General features: G+C 70.8%; 16 protein-coding genes. 9 read left to right on the top strand and 7 right to left on the bottom strand.

Annotated features, from left to right (window positions below):
* Nucleotides 1–187 precede the first annotated feature (187 nt).
* From FED44_RS32395 to FED44_RS32375, 5 genes are all read left to right on the top strand, one after another.
* Nucleotides 188–1,396: a hypothetical protein gene (locus tag FED44_RS32395; RefSeq protein WP_138463050.1), complete on the top strand. Its 1,209-nt coding sequence runs from the start codon at nt 188–190 to the stop codon at nt 1,394–1,396.
* A 30-nt stretch (nt 1,397–1,426) separates the two neighbouring features.
* Entirely contained in the window at nt 1,427–3,763 is a 2,337-nt protein-coding gene (locus tag FED44_RS32390; RefSeq protein ID WP_138463049.1) for a D-alanyl-D-alanine carboxypeptidase family protein, read from the top strand.
* Between the two features lie 696 nt (nt 3,764–4,459).
* Nucleotides 4,460–4,735 (top strand): type II toxin-antitoxin system ParD family antitoxin, encoded by a 276-nt coding sequence (locus tag FED44_RS36155; RefSeq protein WP_167521655.1) that lies wholly within the window; start codon nt 4,460–4,462, stop codon nt 4,733–4,735.
* A 25-nt stretch (nt 4,736–4,760) separates the two neighbouring features.
* On the top strand, nt 4,761–5,156 hold the full coding sequence (locus FED44_RS32380; protein ID WP_138463047.1) for a hypothetical protein: 396 nt from the start codon (nt 4,761–4,763) through the stop codon (nt 5,154–5,156).
* Nucleotides 5,157–5,948: 792 nt separating this feature from the next.
* Entirely contained in the window at nt 5,949–6,449 is a 501-nt protein-coding gene (locus FED44_RS32375) for a hypothetical protein (RefSeq protein WP_138463046.1), read from the top strand.
* A 221-nt stretch (nt 6,450–6,670) separates the two neighbouring features.
* On the opposite strand, the gene FED44_RS32370 is transcribed toward FED44_RS32375, so the two are convergent.
* The 4 genes from FED44_RS32370 to FED44_RS32355 all read right to left on the bottom strand — a co-directional run bounded on the left by FED44_RS32370 (nt 6,671) and on the right by FED44_RS32355 (nt 11,027).
* A complete protein-coding gene (locus FED44_RS32370) occupies nt 6,671–7,429 on the bottom strand; it encodes a hypothetical protein (protein ID WP_138463045.1) in 759 nt (252 codons plus the stop codon).
* Nucleotides 7,426–7,986, bottom strand: a complete 561-nt coding sequence (locus FED44_RS32365) for a TOPRIM nucleotidyl transferase/hydrolase domain-containing protein (protein ID WP_111701672.1) — start codon at nt 7,984–7,986, stop codon at nt 7,426–7,428. The genes FED44_RS32370 and FED44_RS32365 overlap by 4 nt, the downstream gene beginning before the upstream one ends.
* A 189-nt stretch (nt 7,987–8,175) precedes the next feature.
* A complete protein-coding gene (locus FED44_RS32360) occupies nt 8,176–9,132 on the bottom strand; it encodes a TIGR03885 family FMN-dependent LLM class oxidoreductase (protein ID WP_138463044.1) in 957 nt (318 codons plus the stop codon).
* Between the two features lie 65 nt (nt 9,133–9,197).
* A complete protein-coding gene (locus FED44_RS32355; RefSeq protein ID WP_167521654.1) occupies nt 9,198–11,027 on the bottom strand; it encodes a glycosyltransferase family 39 protein in 1,830 nt (609 codons plus the stop codon).
* Between the two features lie 773 nt (nt 11,028–11,800).
* Between FED44_RS32355 and FED44_RS32350 the strand changes: the two genes are divergently transcribed.
* Both FED44_RS32350 and FED44_RS32345 read left to right on the top strand, forming a co-directional pair.
* Nucleotides 11,801–13,048, top strand: coding sequence for a glycosyltransferase family protein (locus FED44_RS32350; protein ID WP_244302453.1), 1,248 nt, complete (start codon nt 11,801–11,803; stop codon nt 13,046–13,048).
* A 45-nt stretch (nt 13,049–13,093) separates the two neighbouring features.
* Entirely contained in the window at nt 13,094–13,705 is a 612-nt protein-coding gene (locus tag FED44_RS32345; protein ID WP_138463042.1) for an FMN-binding negative transcriptional regulator, read from the top strand.
* Between the two features lie 47 nt (nt 13,706–13,752).
* Here FED44_RS32345 and pntB read toward each other — a convergent pair whose 3' ends face one another.
* The 3 genes from pntB to FED44_RS32330 all read right to left on the bottom strand — a co-directional run bounded on the left by pntB (nt 13,753) and on the right by FED44_RS32330 (nt 17,737).
* Nucleotides 13,753–15,159 carry a Re/Si-specific NAD(P)(+) transhydrogenase subunit beta gene (gene pntB / locus FED44_RS32340; RefSeq protein ID WP_138463041.1) on the bottom strand — a complete coding sequence of 469 codons (1,407 nt, stop codon included), beginning with the start codon at nt 15,157–15,159 and terminating at the stop codon, nt 13,753–13,755.
* Nucleotides 15,160–15,161: 2 nt separating this feature from the next.
* Complete coding sequence (locus tag FED44_RS32335) at nt 15,162–16,718, bottom strand: Re/Si-specific NAD(P)(+) transhydrogenase subunit alpha (RefSeq protein WP_138463040.1); 1,557 nt, start codon at nt 16,716–16,718, stop codon at nt 15,162–15,164.
* A gap of 599 nt (nt 16,719–17,317) precedes the next feature.
* Nucleotides 17,318–17,737, bottom strand: coding sequence for a hypothetical protein (locus FED44_RS32330; RefSeq protein WP_133306103.1), 420 nt, complete (start codon nt 17,735–17,737; stop codon nt 17,318–17,320).
* Between the two features lie 144 nt (nt 17,738–17,881).
* Between FED44_RS32330 and FED44_RS32325 the strand changes: the two genes are divergently transcribed.
* Both FED44_RS32325 and FED44_RS32320 read left to right on the top strand, forming a co-directional pair.
* Entirely contained in the window at nt 17,882–19,891 is a 2,010-nt protein-coding gene (locus tag FED44_RS32325) for a GAF domain-containing sensor histidine kinase (RefSeq protein ID WP_138463039.1), read from the top strand.
* Entirely contained in the window at nt 19,888–20,526 is a 639-nt protein-coding gene (locus FED44_RS32320; RefSeq protein WP_133306104.1) for a response regulator, read from the top strand. Before FED44_RS32325 ends, FED44_RS32320 begins: the two co-directional genes overlap by 4 nt.
* Nucleotides 20,527–20,535: the final 9 nt, after the last annotated feature.

Raw genomic sequence — 20,535 nt, 5'->3', positions numbered from 1 at the left:
GCCGCCTGAGGGCACTCCGTGGGGAGGACCCGTCGATCCGCGGACTTCGGAATGTGTGACGGGCCTCTACAGCGGGCCGGGCGGACCCTCTTCGGACGACTCCTGTCACCCTGCCCACGACGGGGAACCCCCCGTCGTGGAACGTGGAGCCGGCGACGGGGCGGGAACCAGGAAGGGAGGGTCCTGAATGTTCCGACAGATCGCGGCGGGGCTGACCGGCGACGTGACGATGTACGACGCCAACGCTGACAGGCTCATCAGCGAGCCCTCACTGATAATCGAACAGCGGCTCTCCCGCCTGTGGGCGTGTAGGGCCCGCGCGTCCGGAGTCGCGGCGTGGGCGCCCATCCTGCACTGCCAGTTCACGGCGACGTCCAAGATCTGGGACCACCTGATCTACGCCTATCTGGTGGAGAACACCCGAATCCATGACATCTTCCGCAAGGTGCTCCTCGAGTGGACCCGGGGAGAACGCCTTCCGGCTCCCCGCAACGACATCACCTACAACTGGATCCGCACGACGGAGGAGCTCTTCTACTCCTACGGCTCGATGTTCCTGCCCACCTCGGTAACAAGCGTCCTGAGACCGGACGAGAACGCCACCCGCAGGAACGCGTACTTCCGGTTCTTCGGCATCGACCTGAACCACCCGGGTGAGGACGGGAGACCGTACCCCTACGAGAAGCCCGCCATCGCCAACCGTGACTTCATCCCGGTCTTCGAGCTGTTCCTGAAGGAGGTCTGGCGGGCCATCGAGCACTCGAGGAACTCCACCGGCCCGAACCCGACCGACAGGGCCGCGATAGCGGACCTCGCGTACCGCCTGCAGAGCATGCTGAACGAGCGGCGCGGAGGCACGCCGACCTCTCCCAACCTGGCCAGGGAGGAATTCAGCGCGGTGGCCGCGCTCAGCTGGCTGCACCTGATCGTCGACTACGACTCCCCCGTGGTGCGGGACCTGCAGGTCGCGGCGGCCGCGACCCCCGAGGAACGGCTGCGCCAGATCGGCGAGCGAGTCGGAATCGCCAGCCACGCCCGCTCCCACTCCTACTTCATCCTCGCCCCCCGGGTATCGCGGCTCCTGCTCCAGATCGAGGCGGGCGACTTCAACCAGCCCGATCAGGTGGCGGCGCTCTACCTGCCGCCGCCGCCTGCAGCCAACACGCTCCGCGACAACATCATGACGATCGTCGATCACTGGTCGCAGATCACTGGGAGGAACCTGAAGGCCACACCCTTCTCCGCGGCGGCGCCTCTGACGCGGGCGTCGGCCTCCGCGATGGCGGGGCCCTCCTCCCCGCACCCGGCGCTCTCTCCGCCTCCGGCACTCGCGCCGGCGTCCCCGTCCGCGCCGAACGGCTCCGAACCCGCCGCGAACCGGCTCGTGGAGCTCTGAGCGGATCCGTCACCTGAGGAGCGGTAATCGATGACAGGCATCTTCGAGTCCGGCGGCCGTACGGCGTCCCCAGGCGGCGAGCCGGCGACGCCACCCGAGCCGGCGGGCCCGTCCGAGACGCGGCTGATCGAGCACTGGGCCTTCCAGGTGGACACGCCCTTCCGGCCGGTCCACGAGATCACCGGCCCGGCGCCCGGCGGCCCAGCCTCCTCTCCGGTCGCCGAGAAGGAGACCCGCTGGTCCGCGCCGCCCTCGGCGGAGCAGGTTGCCTTCCGGGAGAAGGTCCTGCGCGCCCACCTGGAACGGTCGGGAAGCGGCCGCGCGCCGCTGCGCGACCTGTCCCCCGGGGAGCAGGCCACGGTGCCGGGCACCGATGTGACGATGCGGGCCGACGCCGCGTCAGCCGCGGGACGCCTGCTAACCGCGGCCAACGAGGCGCTCAGCCGGGCCCGCGACGCCGGTGATCCCGACGCGCTGCGGACCCAGCGGGTGACGGCGGTCAGCGGCTACCGCGACAGCAGGCACCAGGCACACCTGTGGCGCAAGTACTTCGGGAAGTACTACAACCGGACGTCGCGTGCCCGTGCGGCCCTTGCCGGTGGCCCACACGGTGACGAAGCCGTCCGCTACATGATCGACGTCTTCCGGATCCCCCGGTGGATCGCCGCGCCCGGCTACAGCAAGCACCAGTCGGGAACCGCGATCGACCTCCACCAGAAACGCGCGGCCGGCAGCGAGATCCACAACGACAGCCGGGCCGTTCACCTCCAGGCATGGCACCGCAGCTGGCTGTACCGCTGGCTGCATGCCAACGCCCCGTCCTTCGGCTTCGCGCCGTACAAGAAGGAGCCCTGGCACTGGGAATACGCGCCGGGCCAGGCGGGCCGGGGCGAGGCGTTCATTCCCGCCCACGGCGGGTGGCAGGAGCCCGACGCCTCTGAGGAGACGGACACCACCCTGTCCGGAGAGTTCGGCGAGGCGCCGGCGACGACCGGAGAGCCCGGATGGCCCGACGAACTCACCGGCGAGGAGGACCCGTACCCCGGCGATGCCAACTGCCGCATGAGTGCCCCCGGAGGCGCCTGGACGCCGGAGGAGGACGGCGGAGAGCTGGAGGAGCTCTTCGGGGAGGACGCCGAGACAGGGGAGGAGCCCTACGGCGCCGAGACGGGAGCACGCGCCCCCGAATGCCGATGCCGTCACGCGGACCACCCCGGGGAGCCCGCCCTCGAGGACACGTCAACGGCCCCCCGACGGACCGAGGCGGCGTACGCGTCCTTCCCAGCCTGGACGGAGAACGGCGACCCTGCCACCGGGGAGGCTCCGGAGAGGCTCCCCGCGTACGGGCACTGGCACGAGGAGGACCATCCCGGGACGTGGCGGGAGCACGAGTCCGGGCTGGAGGAGGAGACGGCGATCCTCGACGCCGGCACGCTGATGGAGCGGTTCCGGGCGAGCGTGGCCGTCGCGCGCGGCGAGCGGGACGAGAACGCCCTGACGAACCTGGTCTTCGCCGCACGCCACCCCGAACTGGGCGGACGCGGTATCCGGCCCGAGGAGAGGCAGCTCGCGCGGGAGTGGCTCCAGATCCGCGACGCGATCGTACGGCCGGTGCTGCGGTTGGTCCTGACCGAGGCGGCGCCGTCCCGGCCTCAGGCGCCCGTACCGGACACGGTCGCACCCGGCGCCCTACGCTCGACGAGCTGGCTCCGCCGGGCCTGGGAGCGGTATCACTGCCGAGAGCAGCTGATGACGCCCCTGCGCGTGCTCAGCCACACCACGCCGGTGAACCCGCTGGCGGTCGACGCGTTCCGCGCCCTCGACCGCGCTCTGCGCATCACCGGGTACCAGGCGAAACGCGCATGGGTCTGCAAATGCCGCCTGTCGAAGGACAGGAACGGCAATCCGACCGGCTGGTCGCTGCACTCCTACGGCATCGCGGTCGACATCGACCCGGAATGCAATCCGCATCGGTGGGACGTCACCGGGCCGGTCCGTTTCTCGTCGAAATCGACGCAGGCGGAACGGTGCGAGGACGTCCGCCGTCGTGTCGCTGGCACGAGCTTCACCCAGGAGCAGATCGCCGCGGTCGAGTCGATCCGTACGGTCGACGGCCTCCAGGTGTTCGCCTGGGGTGGTCGCTGGCGGAGTTCCCACGACGCGATGCACTTTCAGATCAACGTCAGTCCTGTCGAGCTGGCCCGCGGGATCGCCGCGGATCGAATACGCGACGACCGGATCCCGCAGGGGATCCCCGAGGCCGCCGGGCAATTCCCCGTCGCGCTGGGAGCCGTGTCGCCGGGCCTCGGAACCGAGCTCACCGAGGAGTTCGACGCGCCTCAGACCGAGGCAGAGTGCGACTGCTGACAGGAGTCCGTCGCAGGCCCGGCCTCACCGTCATGAAGGGCTGCGGCTCTGTCGACGCGCAACGTCTGTGGAGGAAGGGGGCCCGGTGAGTGCCGGGAGGGAGGTCTGGCCGCAGGTGGAAGATTCGCGGCGGCCGATAAACGTTAGGATCTTCGTCGAAGACGGAGGCTAGATCCGCCGATCCGCTGGTCGAACCAACTCGCGGTCAGCGGCTTGGCGTGGGATCTCCGGCTCCCAATCACCGGGGCATAGTTCCGAGCCGTGACCGAAGTTCAAGCGATCCAACTCGATGACCAGGAGTGATACCGGACAGAAAGCTTATTCTGTCTGATTAAATGCTGCTGTCCGTGACGATCGGCTTGTGCGTCCCGACAGACGGTGTGCCCAAACCAGAAAGACACGACAGACCACGAGGACAACGGTGCGAAGCGCCGACATGTCATCATCTTGGCAGTTATCAAGAGTTTTGCCATATCGGGAATGACTGTCGTACGCGTGCAACCGTGGCCGCTAAGGGTACGGCCGAGATACACGCAGCCCATCCCGCCCTCACCCAAACGTGCCTATATCCGGAGGCACCGTCCGAGGAATCAGGTGCCTCCGAGTAACAGCAGTCGCATGGGCTCGATCCTGAGGGAGCGGGGTGAGGCGAGGGAAGAGAGGACAGCCGGCCCACCGTCATCATATAGTTATCGCATGACGACGAAGCCTGTCAGTGTGACGATCGAGGAGCATCTGCTCGAGTACGCAAATGCCGAGGTTGCCGCCGGGCGGGCCCGGTCGGTGTCGGCTGTGGTCAACGCCGCGTTGGCACGGCGGGCCGAGGCGGACCGCGAGGCCGACGCCGCGGTACGCGCCGCCGCGCAGGCGGTGCGGTCGGACCCGGCTGCGGCGGCCAAGGTGGCTCGGATGACCGCCCACGTGCTCGCGCAGCGCGAGCAGCACCTTGGGGCGCGGGCCGCCGGTGAGTGAGCGCGGCTTTGTCCTGGACACGACCGTGGTGTCGGAAGTCGCCCGCGGGGACATGCCGCTGATCACCATGCTGCTCGAGCTGGACCAGCAGGGCTTGCGTTTGATGGTGCCGGCGCTGGTTGTCGCCGCGGTGGCCGCGGAGATGGGCGGCAGCGACGAGTCGGGGTTCCTGCCAGCGGTGCGCGGGATCGCCCGCCTGGACCACGGCGCGTACGGGCCGCTGGGCGACTTCGATGACGCGCTCGAGCTCGGGCAGACCGCCGCGCGGCTGACCGGCGACGGCCGGCCTCTGTGGCAGGACGCGCACGCGGTGATGCTCGCTCGGCTGCAGGGGGCCGACATCCTCACGCTGGACGCGGGCCGGTGGACAGGGCTCGAACTGGACGGGGTGCAGGTGACGGAGGTCTCCGACCCCGAGTAGCCGGGGCAAAGGCAGGGGCCAGGCACGCCCGAACGGCCCCTGCGTCATGGCCATGCCATCCCGCGCCCGCCGACGCCAGCGTCTACTGGTCGAATAGTTTCTGCATGGTCATCTCCGCCTGATTGATCCGGTACCGAACGCCGGAATCGCGGACAGTACGCGGCGCCTTCGCCCGGCAGAGACCCATCGGTAGGAGAAACGCCGGCTGGTGTCCTTGTGCGTGGACATGGTGAGCTTGCGCCCGCTGTTAGCGGTGAGGAACGCTCGCCGCGAGCGATTGTGCTTGCGGCAGCCAGCATCAGTGCGTCAGTGGCGAGGAAACCTCGCGCGCAGCTCCGATCGTTACTTATCGGTCTTTCAGGGAGGGCAGAAGGGCGGCGCGTCAAATCCCCGACAGGCGGGAGATGCAACGCGGACTGTCAGCTTGGGAATTGCATGGATCACGGCCCGTAGAGCCGCTGACCTGGGCCTAGGACTGGTCATAGGTGACCGTGGTTGCCCCCTCGTTCCCCTGGCTAATTGCACGCTAATTGCACGACGATCAGCCTGTGACCTGGCTCTTCCCGCGCGGCGCGCACGCCTCCGCCTCCTGATCGGGGTGATCAGGCCCCTACCTCAGCCATTTACGGTCGGTCACGATGAGCAGGCCCTAAGGGATCATCCCGGAGTCGGAGCGCCCCCGCCGGAGGCAGGATTCGCCCTCGGCTATGACTATAGGCAAGGCATGACCTTGGTCCATGGTGACGTAATGCGGTCTTCCGCCTATGCCCTACAGCCCTCATGATTGAACCCATGCTCGCAACAGCCCTCTCGATCGCGGCTCTTATTCTTTCAGCCGTCACCTTCATGCTTGGCTACCGCGCATCGAGGGCCACAGAACGTCGCAGCCGGATGCCAGTGCTCGTCTTCGTCTATGACAACGAAGACGGTTGGACGCTGCGGAACGTCGGCAACGGGCCAGCCCTGAACATCGAGGTGGCCCAAAAGGTAGTCACTGGCGAGCGCCCAGGGTACTGGGCCCACCCTGTCCGTATCCCACCTTTGGGCCGCGATGGGAAAATTGCCCTCTCTTGGCTGGCTCACGACAATCTGCACGGCTTGGGTGCAGTTTATGAGGACTTCCTTGGTGCAGATGAAGGCACGTCCGGCCGCGTGTATACCGTGACGTGCGGTAACGATCGCAACGTGGTAAGGCCTGGACGGCACCTGCCCCGCTGGGCTGAGAAAGAAATCACCGCAAAGTGGCGCACCTTGCGACCTGAAAGCACTGTGGGCGAGGAGCCTTCTAGCTAGGGTGACTCATGAAACTGAGGCGTAATGCTTGGTTGCGGCGCAACCTAGCGAGCCGGCCGTCCTCCACGAGCGATCGACCACATATGCGGTATGGATAACTCGGCGTCTGGTGGTGTTGGCGGCCTGGAGCCGCTGGCGGCCGGGACCGGCCCCAGGCCGCATGCCCGGCCGCCGAGCGGGCGAAGGGCCGCGAGGCGGCGCGGAGCGCCGCCCTTGATCCCCTATAAGCACAACTCGGCAAGGCGGGAACCGCACTTGCTGAATGTGGTCATTAGAGGTGGGATGAAGAATGTTGCCAGACAGAAACCCCATGCGGCGTCCAGCCTTCCGTTCGCGCCGATTCTGAGGACTATCTCCTCCGCCCCGCACTGCAGGGCGGCTCCCATGCGATCGCCGGAGTCGAAACCGACGTCGGTGACATCCTCAAGACGCAGGTGCAACTCGGGAAGTTCCACCGCCTGCGGGCCACCGTCGTAGCGGCGCGGGGCGGCCAGCACGAGAAACCCGGTGAGCCGGGTGCCAGCACGCTCGAGCAGGAGGGTGCGGACCCGGGCGGCGGCCAGGTCGTAATCGGTGCTCAGTCCGAGTGCGGCCTCGGCGGTCAGCGGCACGTACCGCGGCGTCACCGGCCCTCGGTGATTCCTCTTGTGCGCAGGCTCCGCAACCGGGGGCGGCAAGAGCTGCTCCAGCGGCCGCCCTGCCGCTTCGGCCTGCTCGACCATCCAGCTCCGCCGTTCCAGGCCGAAATCAGCCATCCAGGCGAGGGCGGCACGGGCACGCCGCTCCCGGCCGATGGAGGTGCGGGCGGTCGCGGCGTGGAACAGAGGGAAGGTGTTGTTGTCCCACACGTCCGCGATCTCGTAGATCGCTCGCCGGTCGTACGTCCGCGCGTCTGCCGACGCCTCGGCGATCCGCAGAAGTGACGCGTCCAGCAACGAGCCCAGAGCGCCCAGCGCCGTGCCATTGGGTGAGCGGCTCACAGGTGGGCCAGCAGTGCGTCCAGTGGGCGGGGGACGAGATCGGGGTCCAGTGCCGCGACAAGCGGGCCCGAGTAGCGGATCTTGCGGCCGCTGCCTGATCCCATGAAGCGGCGTAGCTGGTCGTGCGTGCTGCGCTCGCGCCACCCGGGTTGCTTCTGGAGCGTGCGGAACGAGCCGAGTTCGCCTCCGGCGTCGATGACGCGTTCGACCGCGGCGGTGCCGAGGGCGCGGATCAGTTCGTCCTCCAGGTCGGCCACGCAGACGAAGAACCCGAGCGCCTCCAGAGCGCTCCGGTCGAGACCGGACCCGAGGCCGGCACGTTCGAGCGCCCTCTGGAAGGCGCCCACTTCGCCGGCGTCGCACAGACCGGCCAGCCGCAGGTCGCGCCCTGGAGGGCCGAACCTGCCGATGTACGTCCCGATGTTCGTGGCGCCACCCATCGCCACCAGGGAGATGCCCTCGGCGTCGAGGTCCCGGCCCCGGCGGCCGGCCAGGGCTTCGACGGCCGCCTTGTCGCTGAGCCCTTCGACCAGGACCACGGTGTGCGTACGGGTCATCCGCCCAGCCTCGCACCCCGTGTGAGCAGTTTCGTACCCATTTTCCAGGCCGGTGCGCGGTCTCCCGCACGCGTCAAGCGGATCGCCGAGGCGATCCAGCGCACCCGGCAGGAGTGACGAGCGGCGGGCCGGCCGGACGTCCGCGTCCCCGGCCCGCCCGCCGTACGACGGGTCGCGGTCCTTCGGACGTCAGCGCAGTGCGGGCAGGACCTTGGCGCCGAAGGCGTCGATGAACGGCAGCAGGTCCTGGCCCACATGGTGCAGGTAGACACGGTCGAAGCCCAGATCCGCGTAGCCGCGCAGCCAGTCGACGTGCCGGTCGAGGTCGGCGGAGACGTTGACCACACCGCGCACCTGCTCGACGGTGACGTGCTCGGAGACGACGTCGAAGTGCTCCACCAGTTCGAGGTCCCAGGAGACGGGCGGGCCGAAGACGTTGCTGCGCCACTGGTCGTGGGCGATCGCCTCCGCCTCCTCCTCGGTCGGCGCCCAGCTCAGGTGGACCTGCAGGCAGACCGGTCCGCGTCCACCCGCGTCACGGTACGCCGCGATCATCTCGCGCAGGTGGTCCTCGGGGGCGTTGACGGTGACCAGGCCGTCCGCCCACTCCGCGCACCGGGCCGCCGTACCGGTGCTCACCGCCGCGCCGATCAGCGGCGGCGGGGTGTCCGGGCGGGTCCAGAGGCGGGCACGGTCGACGGTCACCAGGCCGTCATGGGTGACCGTCTTTCCGTCGAGCAGGTCGCGGATGACGTCCACGCACTCGCGCAGGCGGGCGTCGCGGACCTCCTTGCGCGGCCACTGCTCGCCGGTGATGTGCTCGTTGCTGTACTCGCCGCTGCCGAGCGCGGCCCAGAACCGGCCCGGGAACATCGCGCCGAGGGTCCCGATCGCCTGGGCGACGATCGCCGGGTGGTAGCGCTGCCCGGGGGCGTTCACGACGCCGAAGGTGAGGCCGGTGGCCTGCAGGGCGGCGCCGAGCCAGGACCAGGCGAAGGCCGACTCGCCCTGCCGTTCGCTCCAGGGGGAGAAATGGTCGGAACACATGGCGGCGTCGAAGCCGGCACGCTCGGCGGCGATCACCGCGGTGAGGAGGTCGGCGGGCGGGATCTGCTCGTGGGAGGCGTGGATTCCATACTCCGTCATGCGCCACGCTGCTACCCCGGCGGAGCCGGGGCCAACCGCCGCCGGGGCCACTGTGGGCTGACCGGCTAACCGGCGCAGTGATTCTCGGCCACGGCCGTGTTCCCCGCGGTGCTGCCGAGGGACGCCGCCGTGTTCCAGTCGGCGCACGCGGCGCGGGTGTCGCCCAGGCGCGACTCGGCCACCCCGCGCTGGTGATAGGCGTCGGCGTACCCGGGAAACAGTCCGATCGCCGTGTTCAGATCGGATACGGCTCCCTGCGGGTTGCCCAGCTCGGTCCCGGCCACACCGCGGAGGTAGTACGCCTCCGCCAGTTGCGAGTCGTACTGAACGGCGGCGGAGAGGTCCGCGTACGCCCCCTGGTAGTCGCGCAGGGCGATCTTGGTCTTCCCGCGCTCGTTGTAGCCGGCGGCGAAGGTCGGCAGTCGCGACACCACGTTGTCGAGTTCGGCGAGCGCCCCCGAGTAGTCGCCGTTGTGATACCTGGTCATGCCCAGGTAGTGGTGCGCGAGCATGAAGTCGGGGTCGAGTTCGACGGTGCGCTCGAAGTCGGCGGTGGCGCCGTCGTACCGGCCCTCGCGGAACCTGGCGATGCCCCGGGCGTTGTACGTGAACGCCACGCCCGGTTCCTTCGCGATGGCGTCGCTCATGATGGTCTCCGTGTTCCGCCAGGCGGTGTTCCGGATGACCGTCAGCGTGGCGAAGAACGCGACGAACACCGCCATCACGCCGATCACGCAGGCCCGCAGCCTGCGGTCGCGATGCAAGAGCGCTTTCTCCGCGAAACAGGCCGCGATCAGGAAGAGGCCCAGATAGGGCAGGTACGCGTACCTGTTCGCGTGGTAGCCGTCGATGAGGAGCACGGCCTGGGCCGGGGCGACGCCGGCCAGGAAGAACCCGAGCCCGAACACCACGACCCTGCGGGCCGGCCTGACCAGCAGGAGAAGGGCGGCCCCTGCCACGAGGGCGAGCGGGCAGAGGAAGAAGAGCCAGGACAACGGTTTGCGGGGGTACTCGTACGCGAGGGACAGGTGGAGCGGATAGACCACCTGCACCAGATGGTTGCCCACCGCCGAGCAGGCCAGAAGGAACCGGTCGAGGATCGTGTACCCCTGCGGCGGGACCACGTCCTCCCGCACGTTCAGCGCGACGAGAATCGCGGCCGCGGAGACGGCGAGAAAGGGAATCTTCTCGAACAGCACGCGGCGGGACAGCGGGCGGCCCCGGAAGAAGTCGACGAGGAACAACATGAGGGGAAGCACGACCGCGGTCGACTTGGAGAGCACGGCCAGCCCGAAGAGAAGCAACGACCAGACCAGCGGCGGCCACCGCTCCGACTCCAGGTGACGCAGGTACGCCAGCAGCGCGGCCAGCGTGAAAAGCGTGGCCAGCAGGTTGCTGCGGGTGGATATCCAGGCGACCGAGTCGACGTTCACGGGATGGATCGCGAACGCCGCCGCCACGAAAGCGGCCGGGAAGAGACGCTCGGTCAGCCGGCGGATCAGCAGGAACACCAGGACCACGTTGACCAGGTGCAGCACCACGTTGGTGAAGTGGTACACGCCCACGGCGCCCTGGCCGAACAGATAGTCCACCGCGTACGACACGTACACCAGCGGTGTGTACATGAACTGGAGCGGAGTGGTGAACCAGTGGCCGATGTTGGCCGCGCTGAACTCCCGGATGGAGAGGTTGTCGATCACGCCCTCGGGGTCGTCGAAATAGACGAAGCCGTTGCCGATCCCGTTGGCGTGCACGGCGAAGGCCACCGCGACGATCGCGAACAGGATCTGCCGTCGCAGGGTCCGATCCTGCCGTTCGTCCGAGGCCGCGCGGGCGGCGGCGGTGCGAGCGTTCCGGCGGGTGGCCGGGCGGGCGGCCGGGCGGGCGGGCGTCATCGCACCTCTCCAGCGGCCGACGGGCACCGGGCCCGCCCGGACGGCATGTCGGGGGAGGGCCGGGAGGGGAGGCCGCCGGGACTCCACCCCCTGGTGCGCGGTCTTCTCAACATCACGCATCTTCCTGTGCCATGCACATGGGGGGCTTACGCGGACGGGAAACCGGCCACGGCGCACGCGCCTGTCACCGCGATGTGCAGCGGAGCAAATATGACGCGGTGGGACGTGTCAAGATCCCGGCTCGTCTCCACACGCACCGCCCGCAGGCGGCAACCGGGGTTCTCCCGTTCCTGACCAGGGCTCCGATTTGGCTCTCTTCAAGCCGTCCCGATGAAAATTTCACCTGTGCCGCCGTCCGACGCGGCCCGGTCACCACGGCACGGCGGCATGTCGTCCGGCCGATCCTGCCTCGCGCGGTGAACGGGGGCGGCCTTCGCAATCTCCGGCGATGGAATTTTCAGGCCGGGCGCCGGTCGCCCCGTCGGGTGGCGGCGCGAATTCCGACGTCAGCGACGGCCGCCGGACGCGGTGGGCGCCGAAGGTGGCTTTCGTGCGGATTCGGACTGGCGCCCGGGCTCAGGACCTTGACATCATCTCCGATCATGGGCGCGTCCGCGCTCGCCCGTACGGCCCCCGGTGCGGCAGGACCCCCGGCGTGCCCGCGGCCGCGCGGAGCAGGACCGGTCCGGCGGCAGACTCCGCCGGAAGCGGAAGGACGTACGGCCACCGCGTACGCACGGCGGTGCCGGCAGGGGCGAGTGGAGGGGCGGCACGTGACGGCTTCTGTCCAGGAGACCGGCCGCGACCCGGAGCGCGGGGAGCGGCCCGGGACGGACCCGGAGGATCGCGGGCCGGACGCGGAGGAGCCCGGGCACGGCGACGAGAGTCCTCCGCCGGAGGGCGCCTCCGCCGAGGCGGCGGAGCGGAACGCCACGGTCCGGGACGCGCTGTTGCTGTGGGTCGGCACCAGGGCCGGGATCATCCTCATGGCGGTCTACGGCGTCCTGGCCGTCTCCGGCACCAACAGGGCCCCGCTGCTGGAGCGGTGGCACTACTGGGACGTCGACCTGTTCCGGGAGATCGCGGAGTTCGGCTACGGCGGCGACCCGAACCAGGACCCCGACCCCGGGCTGCCGGCCTTCTTCCCCGGCCTGCCGCTGGCGCTGCGCCTGGTCCACCTGGTGGTCCACGACTGGACCCTGGCCGGACTGATCATCTCGTTCCTGGCCGGCGCGGTGGCGATGGTGGCGCTGGCCAAGCTCGCCGACCTGGAGGCGCCCGTCGGCGCCGGACGCTGGGCGGTGCTGGCCCTGCTGCTGTGCCCGCCCGCCGTCTTCCTGTTCGCCGGCTACTCCGAGGCGCTCTTCCTCGCCTTCGCGCTGCCCGCCTGGCTGGCCGTACGGCGCCGCAACTGGCCGGTGGCCTGCGCCCTGGCCGCCGGGGCGTCCTGCGTACGGGTGACCGGCCTGTTCCTGGCCGCGGCGCTCGTGACGGAGTTCGTCGTCAGCAGGATCCGCAGGGACGGCTGGACCGGCTGGCGCGACGCGCCCTGGCTGCTGCTGCCGTTCGCGCCGATCGTCGCCTACTCCGCCTACCAGCACTCCCGTACGGGCGACTGGTTGGCCTGGAACCACGCCCAGGAGGCCGGCTGGGGCCGGAGGATGGTCTGGCCCTGGGAGTCGTTCCGCTCGACCTGGGACATGACCGGCGACGCCACGTTCGGGCCGATGTTCCGCCTGGAGCTCGCGGTGGCGATCGTGGGGCTGCTGCTGCTGGTCTGGCTCCTGGTCACCCGCCGCTGGGCCGAGTTCGTCTACGTCGGGCTCCAGGTGGCCGTGCTCACCACGTCGACGTTCTACATGTCGATGCCCCGGGGAGCGCTGCTGTGGTGGCCGCTGTGGGTGCTCGTCGGCCGTACGGCCGCCCGGCACAGATGGGTGATCATCCTCTACGCCACCGTGATCGGGCCGCTCACGGTGCCGATGGTCATCTCCTTCATGAACAGCTCCTGGACCGGCTGACCACCGCCCCGGGGCGGGCCGAAGGGCTCCGCCTAGAGTGGGAGCATGCTGATCCATCCGTGGGACGCGGCGACGGAGGAGGAGGCGCTGGCCTTCGTCCGGGCGAGCGAGTTCGGCCACCTCATCGCGTCGGGACGCGGTCGCGACGTGCCGGTCGTCGTGCCGACCCAGTTCCTCCTGGCCGACGCCTCGACGGTCCTGCTCCACCTGGCCCGGCCCAACCCCGTGTGGGCCGCGATCGAGGAGAACCCCGCGGTCCTGCTCTCCCTGGCCGGCGACTGGGCGTACGTCAGGGGCGCGTGGAAGGTGCTGCCGGACAGCGGCGAGGACCCCCGGCTCGGCATCCCGACCACCTACTACGCCGCCGTGCAGCTGGTCTGCCACGCGGAGATCGTCGACGACGCCGAGGGCAAGGCGGAGATCCTCCGCGCCCAGCTCGCCCGGCTCGACGACGGGCTCGCCGATCCCGCCGAGCACCGCAGGTCCCTGCCCGGGATCCGGGGCCTGCGGCTCGCGATCCAGAAGATCGACGGCAAGTTCAAGTACGGCGGGAACGTGGACGAGGCCCACCGCCGGTACGTCGCGGAGCGGCTCGCGGAGCGCGGTGGCCCCGGGGACGAGGTCGCCCGCCGTCACCTCCTCCGCAGGCTGGGGTGACCGGCTGGGATGACCGGCCGGGGTGACCGGCCGGGGCGACCCGTCGGTCAGAGCGCCGCGACGATCTCCTCGACGCGCTGCCGCGCGTCGCCGAAGAGCATCCGGGTGTTGTCCCGGAAGAACAAGGGGTTCTGCACGCCCGCGTAGCCGGTGGCCATCGACCGTTTGAAGACGACGACGCGGTCCGCCTCCCACACGCGCAGGACGGGCATGCCGGCGATGGGACTGTCCGGGTCCTCGACGGCCGCCGGGTTGACGGTGTCGTTGGCCCCGATGACCAGGACGACGGAGGTCCCGGCGAAGTCGTCGTTGATCTCGTCCATCTCCAGCACGACGTCGTACGGCACCTTGGCCTCGGCGAGCAGGACGTTCATGTGGCCCGGCAGGCGCCCGGCGACGGGGTGGATGCCGAAGCGGACCTCCACCCCGCGGTCCCGCAGCCTGCGGGTGAGCTCGGCCACGGGATACTGCGCCTGGGCGACCGCCATGCCGTACCCGGGGGCGATGATCACCGACTTGGCGTCCTTCAGCAGCTCGGCGGTGTCGCCGGCCGTGACCTCCTGGTGCTCCCCGTAGTCGGCCTCGACGGCGTGCCCCGCCTCGACGCCGAAGCCCCCGGCGATCACCGACAGGAACGAGCGGTTCATCGCCTGGCACATGATGTACGACAGGTAGGCGCCGGACGAGCCGACCAGCGCGCCGGTGACGATCAGCAGGTTGTTGTCGAGCAGGAAGCCGGACGCCGCGGCCGCCCAGCCGGAGTAGCTGTTGAGCATCGAGACCACGACGGGCATGTCGCCGCCGCCGATGGAGGCGACCAGGTGCCAGCCGAGCGACAGCGCCACGGCGGTCAGCGCGACGAGCAGCCCGAGGCTGGGGGAGGCCACGAAGAGCACGGTCAGGACCGCGAACGCGGCGAGCGCGCCCAGGTTCAGGTAGTTCTTGCCGGGCAGCGTCATGGGCCTGGAGTCGATCCGGGCCGACAGCTTGAGGAACGCGACGACCGACCCGGTGAAGGTCAGCGCCCCGATGAACACCCCGATGGACACCTCGGCGTGATGGATGCCCAGCAGCGAGCCGGCGGCCTCCGGCCGCGCCGCGCCGCCCTCCTCGACCTGGAGGAAGCCGTTCCATCCCACCAGGACGGCGGCGAGGCCGACGAAGCTGTGCAGGATGGCGATCAGCTCCGGCATGGCGGTCATCTCGACGACCCGGGCCCGCCAGAGCCCGACGGCGGCGCCGATCGCCATCGCGGCCACGAGCAGGGCGACCGCGGGGACGTCGCCGCCGTCCGCGGCGAGGGCGACCGTGGCGGCGAGGGCGACGACCATGCCGGCGACGCCGGACACGACACCGGAGCGCGCGGTCTCGTGCCTGGACAGGCCGGCGAGGCTGAGGATGAACAGCAGGGCCGCGACGATGTAGGCGGCCTGCGCGGCGGTGGTGAGAGTCACGGTCAGCTCCTCGTGAACATGCCGAGCATGCGCCGGGTCACGGCGAAGCCGCCGAAGATGTTGATGCTCGCCAGCAGGATCGCGACGAAGGCCAGGGCGGTGACCACCCCGCCCCCCTGCCCGATCTGCAGCAGCGCGCCGACGACGATGATCCCCGAGACGGCGTTGGTGATCGACATCAGGGGCGTGTGCAGCGCGTGGTGGACGTTCCCGATGACGTAGTAGCCGATCACGATCGACAGGACGAAGACGGTGACGTGCTCGATCAGCGCGTTCGGCGAGAGGGCGGTCAGCAGGAACAGCGCGACGGCGACGGCGGCGACGAGCAGGTGCCGTCGCCGGCCCGGCGGGGGTGACGGCGTCGCCACGGGCGCCGGAGGCGGCGGCGCCGCGGTCGCGGCCGGTGCGGCGGGGGCCGCGCTCACCGCGATCGGCGGGGGCGGCCAGGTCTTCTCGCCGTCGCGGACGACGGTCATCGCCCGCTGCACGGGATCGTCGAAGTCCAGCCGCACGTGGCCGTCCTTGTCCGGCGTGAGGAGCTTCATCAGGTTGACGAGGTTGGTGCCGTACAGCTGCGAGGCCTGCGCGGGCAGCCGCCCGGCGAGGTCGGTGTATCCGATGATCGTCACGCCGTTGGCGGTGACGACCACCTCCCCGGCCCGGGTGCCGGCGACGTTCCCGCCCTGCGCGGCGGCCATGTCGACGATGACGCTGCCCGGGCGCATCAGCGCCACGTGCTCGGCCGTGAGCAGCGTGGGGGCCGGGCGTCCCGGGATGAGCGCCGTGGTGACGACGATGTCCACGTCCGCGGCCTGCTCGGCGTACATCTCGGCGGCGCGCAGGTCGTAGTCCCGCGAGGTCTCCCTGGCGTACCCGTCCGCGCCCGACCGCTGGGCGACCCCGACGTCGAGGAACTCCGCGCCGAGCGACCGCACCTGTTCGGCCACCTCGGGCCGGGGGTCGGTGGCCCGCACGATCGCGCCCAGGCTGACCGCCGTGGCCGTCGCCGCCAGCCCGGCCACGCCCGCCCCCGCCACGAGGACCTTCGCCGGGGGGATCTTCCCGGCCGCGGTCACCTGGCCGGTGAAGAACCGCCCGAACGCGTGCGCCGCCTCGATCACCGCGCGGTACCCGGCGATGTTCGCCATCGAGCTCAGCACGTCGAGCGACTGCGCGCGGGAGATCCGGGGCACGGCGTCCATCGCCAGCACGGTCACCGGCCGCCGCGTGAGCGCGTCCAACAGGTCCGGGTTCGCCGCCGGGCCGATCAGGGAGACGAGCGTCGCGCCGTCGCGCAGCGCCGCGATCTCCTCCTCCGCCGGGGCGTTCACCTTCAGCACGACGCCGGCGCCCCACGTCTCCTCCCGGCCGCCGATCCGCGCGCCCGCCCGGACGTACGCGTCGTCCGTGAAGCCCGATCTCTCGCCGGCGCCCGATTCGACGATCACCTCGTAGCCGAGTGAGAGCAGTTGCGGGATGGTGGCCGGGGTGGCCGCGACCCGGGTCTCACCCGGCGCCGATTCGGCGACGACGCCCAGGCGCTGAGCTGCATGACTCATCGCGGAAATGGTCCTTCCTGTCACGCGGGTCGCCGGGTGGCCGGCCCCGCTGCCGCGCCGCCCGCCGCTCGCTCGTGGCTCGCGGTGGTACGGCGTGACGGTGTGCCGGGCCGTGGCCGGCCGGACAGCCATGAAAGGGGCGGATGCGGTGTGATGCGACGTACGGAGGAAGTGTCCCCAGTTTTCCCCTTTGGGATCAAGGCATCGCCGCAGTAGTTCCGTCATCGCGAACCACCGGACGTGCTCACCCGCCCGTCGCCGATGATCCGGTGGTCGTACGGCCGGGAGCGGAGGCGACGCGGTGGCCGTCGTCCGGCGGCTGTGCGGGGTGCAGGCGGCGGTGCGGCGGGACGGCCTCGCCGGCCCTCCGTCGCGTGTCGCTCGGGGGCGGCGCTGAAGACCTGCGGCGGGGCGGTCGGCGCACTGGCCGAGGGAGTCCACCTGAACGCGGCACACTCCGTACGGGCCGGTCGACTTCGCCTTCGACCTCCTTCGCCCCCTTGTTCGCCGCGAACACCAGCACCGCGAAGCACCCGCCAAGGAGCAGCAGGAGAAAAACGCCGACAAGCCGCCCTGCTCCTCCGGCGCGTCCGACCCCGTCAGCGGCGCAGCAGCCGTACCAGGCGGAAGCCCGCTAGGACGCCGACTCCGAGGTGGGCCGTGACGAGGGCGATCTGGAAGACCCGCTGACCCGCGGTGAGGTCGGCGGCGTAGCCGCCGTCGTAGAAGCCGGACATGAAGGCGAGCACTCCGGCGACGGCCAGGAGGGCCGAGGCGGGGACGGCGACGCCGCGATGACGCCGGGTCGCGCCGGCGACCAGCAGGACCTGCGCGATCATCATCGGAATCGGCGCCGACAGCCGCGCCTGCGGCCCGAGGGCGTCGAGCAGGGTCGGGCTGAGGCCGGCGGACAGGGAGATGATCGCGCCGGTGACATCCATGGCGAGCAGCAGGCCTACACCGGCGACGAGCGCGGACGCTAGTGGGCGAGCGGCGGGTGTGGTGGCGGGTGCGGGCATGTCGTCTCCTCGAAGAACGCAGTGGGTGCTTACGAATTCGAGGGTCCGGCGGAGGACGTCCGGCCGGCATGAGCCGCCGGTCCCCCGCGGGACGGGACATCTCGTCCCGTGACGGCGGGACGCGCGGGTGGCAACATCCCCCTCATGACGGACAGATCGGCCCGGCGCGCCGCCGCGGCGGCGGGCGCGCTACTCGTCCTGGTCCTCGGGACGCTGGTCGTCGAGCCCAGGCTGCGGCAGCTGGGCGTGACAGGGATCGTCGAACGGTTCGACGCCTTCCGCGCGGTCGCGGCGCTGTCGTTCGGAGTGCCCGGCCTGTTCGTGGTGGCGCAGCGGCCGGGAAGCCGGGTCGGCTGGGTGATGGTGATCGTCGGCACGGCCCAGGCGCTCGGGCTCGCCCTCGGCGCGTACGGCCTGCTCGGCATCAACAGCGGCCTCGACGACGATGCGGCCGGCGGCGGCATGGGCCTGCCGGGGGACGACTGGGCGATGTGGGTGTCCAACTGGCTGTGGATCCCCGCCTACCTGCTGGTCCCGACGATCTTCTTGCTGATCTTCCCGGAAGGCCGGCTCCTCTCGCCCCGATGGTGGCCCGCGCAGGCCGCGGCGTTCGCCGGCATAGGGGTGAGCACGCTCGACTGGATGCTCCGCCCGGTGACCTACGAGCAGGTCCCCGGGCTCTTCCCCAGCGGATACGCGGGCCCGCTGGCCGGACTCACCGGGGTGCCGGACGCCCTGAGGACCGCGGGTACGGTGTGCACGGTCGGTGCGGTGCTCGCCGCGGTCGGCTCGCTCGTCGTCCGTTACCGATCCGCGGGCGAGGAGGTGCGACGGCGGCTCCAATGGGTACTGGCCGCCGCGCTGCTGACGGTGGGCCTGCTCGGTGTCGCCCTGTTCGTGCCGTGGGGGCCGGTCATCGTGGCGCTCGCCGCCGTTCCGCTGCCGGTGGCGGTTGCGGTGGCCGTCGTCGCGCACCGCCTTTGGGATCTCGACCTCCTGCTGTCGCGCGCGCTCGCGTTCGGCGCTGTCAGCGTCGCCCTGCTGGCCGCGTACGCCATGGCCGCGGCCACACTCGGGAACGCGATCGGCTCCGGGGCGTCCGCTCTGATCGTGGCGCTCGCGGTGCACCCTTTCTATCGGCGGGTGTCCGCCGCCGCGAACCGCCTCGTGTACGGCGACCGCGACGACCCGGCGCGTGCGCTGCGCCGGCTCGGTGTGCGGCTCTCGGACGCGGGTGCGCCCGGCGACCTTCTGGAGCGGATGGCCGCGGAGGTAGGGCGGGTCCTGCGCATACACTACGTGGCCGTCGAGGAATCGGGGGCGGTCGTGGCCTCCTGGGGCCGCCTGAGCGGCGTCGGCGCCGATGTGACGGAGAGCGTCCCGCTCCTCCACCAGGGCGAGCCGGTCGGCACGCTCGTGCTGGGGGAGCGGCTGCGCCCCAAGGACCGTGCTCTGCTGGCGCAGCTCGCGCCGCACGTCGCGGTGGCCGTACGGGCGCACCGCCTCGGCGCGGACCTGGAGCGTTCGCATGGGCGGCTGCTGGCGGCCCGGCAGGAGGAGCGCGACCGGCTGCTCTACGAACTCCACGACGGGCTCGGTCCCACGCTGGCGGCCCTCGCGCTGCAGGTGGACCGGGGCAGGCGTCTGGTCGACGCCGACCCTGAGGGGGCGAAACAGGTGCTGGAGGAGCTGTCCGGCCACATCCGCGGCACGGTCGTGAACATCCGCGCGATCGTCAACGACCTGCGCCCGCCGCCCCTGGACACTCTGGGGCTCACGGGCGCGCTGGCCGAGCTCGGCAGGGGCTTTGCGGGTGATCTCGTGGTGGAGGTGGAGGCTCCGCCCGACCTGCCCGCCCTTCCGCCGCCGGTCGAGCTGGCCGCCTACCGGATCGCGGCCGAGGCCATGACGAACGCCGTACGGCACGCCATGGCGTCCCGGTGCACGGTCAGCCTGCGGGCGGGCGATGCGCAGGACGTCCTGGAGTTGCGGGTCGACGACGACGGCGTCGGGGTGGGGTCGCCCACCCGCCGCGGGTTCGGCCTCGCCTCCATGCGGCGCCGGTCCGAGGAGCTCGACGGCACCTTCGAACTGCTCGACCAGGGCGGGGTGGGCACACACATGGTCGTACGGCTCCCGCTGGCGGTCCGATGATCCGCGTCATGGTGGTGGAGGACCACCCGGTGTTCGCCGAAGGGCTGGTCGCGCTCTTCCGCGATCTGCCCGAGGTGGAGGTCGCGGGGGTGGCGAGCACCGGTGAGGCGGCCGTCGACCTGGTGGATCAGGTCGCTCCCGACGTCGTCCTGATGGATCTGCACCTGCCGGGCATCAGCGGCATCGAGGCGACGTCCCGGATCACGGCCCGGCATCCCGGCGTGGCCGTGCTGGCCCTGACCATGCTGTCCGACGACGCGTCGATCCTCGCCGCCGTACGGGCCGGCGCCCGCGGCTACCTGCTCAAAGAGGCGACGCCCGCGGACATCGTGCGCTCGCTGGAGGCGGTGGCCTCGGGTCAGGTCGTGTTCGGCGCGGCGACCGGAAGCCGGGTGCTGGCCGCTCTCACCGCGTCGGCCGTACGGCCCCGGCCGCTGCCCGAGCTGACGGAACGCGAGGTGGAGGTGCTCGACCTCGTCGCCGTGGGTCTCACCAACCACGCCGTCGCGCGGCGCCTGTCTCTGAGCGAGAAGACCGTGCGCAACCACGTGTCGAACATCTTCGCCAAGCTCGGCGTCTCCGATCGCGCCGCGGCGGTGGCGCGCGCCAGGGACGCCGGACTCGGCGGCCGGTAGGAGCGGGCC

It is taken from the genome of Microbispora triticiradicis (genome assembly GCF_005864065.1).
Taxonomy (GTDB): domain Bacteria; phylum Actinomycetota; class Actinomycetes; order Streptosporangiales; family Streptosporangiaceae; genus Microbispora; species Microbispora triticiradicis.
This window is presented reverse-complemented; position numbering and strand designations above follow the sequence as displayed.

Bases quoted from the DNA above. Each gene is read 5' to 3' on its own strand.
- FED44_RS32365 (WP_111701672.1), bottom strand. From the start codon at position 7,986: ATGACCCGTACGCACACCGTGGTCCTGGTCGAAGGGCTCAGCGACAAG.
- FED44_RS32355 (WP_167521654.1), bottom strand. From the start codon at position 11,027: ATGACGCCCGCCCGCCCGGCCGCCCGCCCGGCCACCCGCCGGAACGCT.
- FED44_RS32395 (WP_138463050.1), top strand. From the start codon at position 188: ATGTTCCGACAGATCGCGGCGGGGCTGACCGGCGACGTGACGATGTAC.
- FED44_RS32390 (WP_138463049.1), top strand. From the start codon at position 1,427: ATGACAGGCATCTTCGAGTCCGGCGGCCGTACGGCGTCCCCAGGCGGC.
- FED44_RS32375 (WP_138463046.1), top strand. From the start codon at position 5,949: ATGCTCGCAACAGCCCTCTCGATCGCGGCTCTTATTCTTTCAGCCGTC.
- FED44_RS36155 (WP_167521655.1), top strand. From the start codon at position 4,460: ATGACGACGAAGCCTGTCAGTGTGACGATCGAGGAGCATCTGCTCGAG.
- FED44_RS32335 (WP_138463040.1), bottom strand. From the start codon at position 16,718: ATGAGTCATGCAGCTCAGCGCCTGGGCGTCGTCGCCGAATCGGCGCCG.
- FED44_RS32320 (WP_133306104.1), top strand. From the start codon at position 19,888: ATGATCCGCGTCATGGTGGTGGAGGACCACCCGGTGTTCGCCGAAGGG.
- FED44_RS32360 (WP_138463044.1), bottom strand. From the start codon at position 9,132: ATGACGGAGTATGGAATCCACGCCTCCCACGAGCAGATCCCGCCCGCC.
- FED44_RS32325 (WP_138463039.1), top strand. From the start codon at position 17,882: ATGACGGACAGATCGGCCCGGCGCGCCGCCGCGGCGGCGGGCGCGCTA.
- FED44_RS32345 (WP_138463042.1), top strand. From the start codon at position 13,094: ATGCTGATCCATCCGTGGGACGCGGCGACGGAGGAGGAGGCGCTGGCC.
- FED44_RS32330 (WP_133306103.1), bottom strand. From the start codon at position 17,737: ATGCCCGCACCCGCCACCACACCCGCCGCTCGCCCACTAGCGTCCGCG.